This window comes from Tahibacter soli (assembly GCF_025717065.2).
Lineage (GTDB): Bacteria > Pseudomonadota > Gammaproteobacteria > Xanthomonadales > Rhodanobacteraceae > Tahibacter > Tahibacter soli.
The window spans coordinates 1-5,495 of sequence record NZ_JAOVZO020000013.1 but is presented as its reverse complement, the minus strand read 5'-3'; the positions used below and the strand labels follow the sequence as shown (position 1 = coordinate 5,495).

4 protein-coding genes are annotated in these 5,495 nt (G+C 56.5%); all 4 read left to right on the top strand.

Features of this window, described 5'->3' with window-relative positions; genetic code table 11:
* Positions 1–400 precede the first annotated feature (400 nt).
* The 4 genes from OD750_RS08565 (at position 401) to OD750_RS08550 (ending at position 5,272) form a co-directional block, all read left to right on the top strand.
* Complete coding sequence (locus OD750_RS08565) at positions 401–2,686, top strand: hypothetical protein (protein ID WP_272841896.1); 2,286 nt, start codon at positions 401–403, stop codon at positions 2,684–2,686.
* 182 nt (positions 2,687–2,868) lie between these two features.
* Positions 2,869–3,231, top strand: a complete 363-nt coding sequence (locus OD750_RS08560; RefSeq protein ID WP_263543884.1) for a hypothetical protein — start codon at positions 2,869–2,871, stop codon at positions 3,229–3,231.
* Entirely contained in the window at positions 3,228–3,776 is a 549-nt protein-coding gene (locus OD750_RS08555) for a bifunctional adenosylcobinamide kinase/adenosylcobinamide-phosphate guanylyltransferase (protein ID WP_263543885.1), read from the top strand. The genes OD750_RS08560 and OD750_RS08555 overlap by 4 nt, the downstream gene beginning before the upstream one ends.
* Before the next feature lie 47 nt (positions 3,777–3,823).
* Positions 3,824–5,272: a metallophosphoesterase gene (locus OD750_RS08550; protein WP_263543886.1), complete on the top strand. Its 1,449-nt coding sequence runs from the start codon at positions 3,824–3,826 to the stop codon at positions 5,270–5,272.
* Positions 5,273–5,495 lie beyond the last annotated feature (223 nt).

Genomic DNA, 5,495 nt, shown 5'->3' with positions numbered 1-5,495 from the left:
CCCCCCCCCCCCCCCCCCCCCCCCCCCCCCCCCCCCCCCCCCCCCCCCCCCCCCCCCCCCCCCCCCCCCCCCCCCCCCCCCCCCCCCCCCCCCCCCCGGGGGGGGGGGGGGGGGGGGGGGGGGGGGGGGGGGGGGGGGGGGGGGGGGGGGGGGGGGGGGGGGCGGGCGGGGGGGGGGGGGGGGGGGGGGGGGGGGGGGGGGGGGGGGGGGGGGGGGGGGGGGGGGGGGGGGGGGGGGGGGGGGGGGGGGCCCCCCCCCCCCCCCCCCCCCCCACCAATTGCTCGCCTGTTTCACGGAATACGCACACCGATTAGGCGTTAGTGAGCAGCAAAGAGCCGCTTTGAACCGGGTAGCCAAATCCGCCGCTGCTTCCTGGCCGGATTCCTGAGAGCCAAACGTCGTGACGGAATCTACCCAGACTTGGCCATTGACCACTGAAGAGGCTTTGCAGGTGGTTTCGAACGCCTTGAAGATAAAAGGGGTGCCTCTGGAAGCGCGCAATATTCCTTTGTTACGTCACGAAGCTTGGCTGACGCTCGACGAGCACCTCGATGAGTTGTCTTTTGAAACGATTCACCCCTCGCAAGACTGGAAGCTGCTGGTCTGGGCGCGCGGGTTAGCAATACACTCGAAGGCTCCTAAAGCGCTAGATATCAGGGCGGGACGTCTCTTGATGAGAGCGCTTGCATGCGGCACGCGGACCAACGCGTTCTTAGCGTTGTCGGAAATCGGCGAAAGTCTTGGACTAAACGATGTCAGCGGCACGAGTCACGTGGACTATCCTGCATGGTTAGACCATCGGTTTAAGATGGCTAGGCTGTACAAGCGGCAAGGAAAATTCCGCAGTGCAATAGAAATTAATGCGCAGCTGGCAAGCACGATTCCCCAGAATATTGATAGAAATTCGCGCGCTATCGCAGAAGCAAAGATACTGCTTCACATAGCCAAGGCGGCCTATTCGCACGATATGCGTATAGGTATGGCTCTGATACTTGCGCGTCTGGCGACGGGAAGGCTAGCCCCTGATTTCGTTCGAACTGACGGGGCGCCCGCTAGCGAATCATTGTTCGCGCGCGCGCTTGATACTCAGTTGGGTATAGAGTTTGACATGTTGGCGGCAAACGCAGGAAACCCCCGGAAGATCGCGTCAGATCGAAGGGCGGCAATCCTTGATCGATGGCGTAGAGCGGAGGATTTAGATAGTGCTTTGACGAACAGCTCCGCGCGTACTGCATTTCGGCGCTGCCGCGCTACTTTTGATAGTACAAGTTGTGATTCGGAGCGCCAAGCGTGTCGCGAAGAATATCGCGACATGTTGGCGAATCTTTCAAATCAACCCGCCGACGCTCGCGGACAGGCAATCCGACAAGGGCACTATGCCGACATGTTGATCCAGCTTGGACGGCAAGGTGAAGCAGAGGATTATCTAGAGAGTTCAATCGCGTTCGCCAAAAGCGTTTGCGACTGGCAGACGCTGTCGGTCAATCTTATGCGCATGGCGGAAATCAAAGGAAGAAAGGCGGCGCGCGACGGTGCTGCTATACAAAGCGCCCTCGAACTGGTTGGAGAGGCGAAGACTGTCTTGGCGAAACTCGAAGAGAAGCCTGCTGCTTTGCACCTACATTGCTGTAAGCAGGAAGCGCATCTTCATCTCCTGGCCGGTGACTGGAACGGCGCCATGATCGCACTGGAACAGGCAGACGAACACCTTATGAGAACCTTGGAGCGCCTAAACGCCGAGTCCGCCGAATTGCTGTTGAACGATCTGACGAACAACCTGAGGGCCGCGGACCGTCAGCGTACCTATGCACCATCAGCCATCCTGTCGGCCGACGAGCTGGGATTGGTCAATCAATCGTTGGCTGCCGACTGGAGCATAGTCAGCGCCAAGCAGCAAGATCTGGTTCGTGATTTGCAGAGCGCGGTTCGATTCGAGCAGCGCAGCGATACTCAGAGGATGTCATGGCGGAGACTCGCGCGCTACGGCGCGTCAATTGTGCATAAAGTAAAAAATAATTATGCCGATGCGCTCAAGCCACTTGGTGCAGTTCTAGATAGCTATCCAGACGTCCCCCCGAGTCTCGTGACGCTGATCACCGAGACCATTGAGGGGGCAAAGCAGCACCTTGTAGGGGCTCTCTATTCCGAGTTGAAGCTGGATCCGGCTGATCAACAGCTCGATGTCGAGCACCATTCTGTGTATCGGTTGGCTCACTTGAAGGAGCAGGACCGAACCGATTTGCAGCGCTTGGCGCCTCAGTTGGAGCACAAAGTTGAAGTGGCTGGTGATTTTCGCATCGAAGGCTTCGAGCCCGAGATTCGCATTCAGCTTTTTAGCTTTTATGAAAATGCCGCTCGAATAATCGGGCAATCGGGCGATGCGGCCAAGCGTCGGTACATTCATAGTCGGATCTCATGGCACGCACCAGCATCTTTTGAGCAGCAGCCCGGAGAAAAAGCGTATGGCAGACTGGAAATAGAAGATTCAGCGGGTCGTACTTCCGAGCTTAGGGCAGCGGTGGATGCTGTCTTGGCGGGGGGCGCGATTGACCAACTGCACGGCCTATACCTTGCTATTTCCTTCTTGCGAGAAGTTTACGATTGTACAGTGTCGACCGCAGGAGAGGACGGACGATCATCGATCCTCCGAATCGACTTTCCGTTAAGCGCTAGGGTTCAGCCTTGATGACGAGCAAAGTCAATTGGCTACTAGGGCTTCCTGGGGTCGGAAAAACGACCACCGTAAAGTCGCGGCTCGCGTCAGTGTCTTGCCTCTATTTGGAGGCCGACGATTTCCGCGGCCAAGCTTGGTCTGATTGTGTTGCCGCAGGTCGCTCGCCCGTGATGCCTGGAGGATCTTTGTGTTTAGTGGACGCCTATACTGACGCGGTTCTGAGCGTGGAATCGTTTGTGCGTTTTCATATACAACTGGCGCCCTTTCTATTGCACCGCTTGCGGGCAGCCGCGAATGTGTCGCGCATTCCTGTTGTCGTCGAACTTTCGAGTCTGTACGCGCATGCATTACAGCCTGATGAATCGCGTACGCTTGTCGGCGTCGATCTTGAACTGCACGTAGCTCGAGTATCCAAGGCGCTGGCTATCGACTGCGATCTCGCACAACAATTGTGTTGGACGTATAGGCTTGCCGAGTTGCAACTTAGACCCTCGTATCCGGTGATGACAGCTATCGATTTGGCCAGCACCGGTGAATGGATGAGGAGACTGGAATGAGCTCAGAGTTTCGCCCTTCTTCCGATGAGCGAGAGGCAAATAAAGAGGCGACGGTGGCTCGTAAGTCAAAGATCATTCTAGTTACCGGACCCCGCGGTTGCGGAAAATCTGAGCTTGCTGAAACGCGGCTGATGGCGAGATACAGAAAGCCGCTCTATGTGGGTACGTTGCCCCTCGAGCATGCTTTTATGCCGAGAATTGAGAGTCATCGTCGGCGACGCGATTCGCGCTGGAAACTGATCGAAGGGTTGGACGACACCCCGCTCGCCTGGGATCAGCTTCGGATTTCTACTTTCAGCGCCGACGGTATCCTAGTTGATGGCTTGTCATCGCTGCTCTGGTGCCTCACTACAACGTTTGGGCTGAAGTCGTCGGCGCTTCGAAATTATGCAGAGCTTTTTTTCGTGTGCTTCTTGATTCGCCATGTGGCATCGTCGTCGTTGACTGCGACGTTCCGTTTCCTGGCAACGAAGAACACAATTGGTTTAATCAGGTCGTCGGCGCGATACACTCAGACATTGAGGCTCAGGGTGAGCACTGGCTAGTATCCGCGGAAAGATTTTCCTCGTGAAATTACGCAGGAGTTTGGAAAATGCGCGAAGTATCCGTCCTTTGGGTCGACGACGAATGGAGTGAAGTGCCAAGCGCGTCGGAAGAACTCCCGCAGGCGAAAGCGGCTTTAGAGCTTGCACTTGTCGAACTTGGTCTGAAAGTTCGCATTAATTGTCGAAAGGATGGAGACATATGGAACGACCTTACTGATGAGACCAGAGTTGATTTGCTGATACTCGACTACGAGCTCACGAAGCATTCCCCAGGGCATAACGCGTTTGATTTGCTAAATAAGCTCTCTGCTCTTCGGTCGATGCCTCCGGTCATCCTCTTCACCCACTACGCGCGCCACCAGCTCAAGGAGGTCGAGCACGTTCGCGCGAAGCGCCGTATTCATGCTGTTTTTTTCAAGGACAAGCGTGGCATCAAGGATCTGGTCGAATGCGCCGCCTCGCTGCTTGGGTCTACTCCGATAGGGCTCGTGGTGATGTCCGATCTGCATGTAGGCTACCTCGACGAAACGCGTGGTATCAGCCAACACCGTTTTCTGGAATCACTTTACGATAGTCTGGATACGGTCGTGAAGAACTGCAAAGTCAACGGACTTATTTGCTGTGGTGACTTTGCGTGGAAACAGCAAGCTCCCGAGCTAGTTCAGTCGTATAAAATGATTCAAGGGATCACTGGAAAGCTTGGCTTGAAGACGCAGGATGAAATTTTTTTCTGCCCTGGAAATCATGACATCACGTTCTCGTCGTCGAATGGTCCTTCCTGGAGCTCTTTCGGCGAGTTCGTTGGGTTGTTGGCCGGCCCGTATCGCGATATCGAGAAACGCTTCGAGCATAGTAGTAAGCCAATGGGTGGTCGGCAGCGCTTCCATGACCAAGCCTCGTTATTCTCGGTCTTGCACAACGAGCGCCTCGGAATCGTCGTTGTCGGGTTGAACAGCAACAGGCCGACCGGTAATGGCGTGCAAGTTGATCCCTTCGTCGACGAGGGGCAGTGGTGTGCACTGAGTGAAGCGCTCAGTCGCTACCCGAAGGAACTGCTTCGCATCGCGATTTTGCACCACCCTGTGTTTTCCGCACCAGGCGGTGTGCATGAGGACGAGCAGGCGTTGGCCGATCAGGGTAAGGCGCTGCAAATTTTGACGGGCGCGGGTGTACGTCTTGTATTTCACGGGCATGCGCATTTCAGCGCAGTGCATTCCCACCGCATAGCGATAGTTAATAGTCCCGAATCGCTGAATGGCTCCGGCGGAGGTAAAGCGGCGGATTTGCTAACCGTTGCCTGCCCGAGTCTGGTTGCCAACCCGAGTTCGGCTTCGCCTCATCGACAGTATCTTGTTGTGCAACTTGGCGGTGCTGATCCCGATACGGGGGCGCGATCGTTCGCGCTCCATTCCATGGTCTTCAATCCGGGAAAATGCAGTTGGGACTATGGAGAGGCGATTCTTCCCGGACAGTTTTTTGTGGGGCCCTTTAACTAACGTGCACTCGCAATGAGCGCGTGAATTGCGCGGGAAGTGAGTGGTTCGGCCGTCGCGTGAGGTAAGGGCGGCGGGCAGCGTCCTGTACACAAGGTTTGAGGGCATCTACGCATTATCGTACGTCCCTCCAATTTGGCCCGTATCCGGGGATTTGTTGCAATGCTCATAGGTATCAGGGGCTGCGCAAGACCGCTGGCCAATAGTGGGCACCTCGAAAAACCTC

Excerpts from the sequence above, each read along its gene's own strand:
- OD750_RS08555 (WP_263543885.1), top strand. The coding sequence starts at position 3,228 with ATGAGCTCAGAGTTTCGCCCTTCTTCCGATGAGCGAGAGGCAAATAAA.
- OD750_RS08550 (WP_263543886.1), top strand. The coding sequence starts at position 3,824 with ATGCGCGAAGTATCCGTCCTTTGGGTCGACGACGAATGGAGTGAAGTG.